General features: G+C 47.1%; 1 pseudogene. It reads right to left on the bottom strand.

What is annotated here, in order from left to right:
- Positions 1 to 255 (bottom strand): annotated as a pseudogene (locus tag KI367_RS26875) (transposase); the annotation flags it as partial.

Genomic DNA, 255 nt, shown 5'->3' with positions numbered 1-255 from the left:
AGATGAATTTTGTAACCAAACCATGTGATTTTATTGCCGAAGGAATCAATTTTTGCGCCCCAGTTCGCATTACCCGTTTGCTCGCTTTTGCGTTTGGGCTGCTTTTTCTCGTAAGCGCGGAGAGCGGCGCTGTCTATGGCGACGTTACTGCCTTCTATGATACCTTCCTGCTGACAGCGTGTGACCAAATCCTCAAAAAGCCGTTTTGCCAAGTCCTTTCTCGTCAGTTCTGAGAAAACTCGGCTTAATGTGGAT

This window comes from Paenibacillus cookii (assembly GCF_018333375.1).
GTDB lineage: Bacteria > Bacillota > Bacilli > Paenibacillales > Paenibacillaceae > Paenibacillus_AQ > Paenibacillus_AQ cookii.
This window is presented reverse-complemented; position numbering and strand designations above follow the sequence as displayed.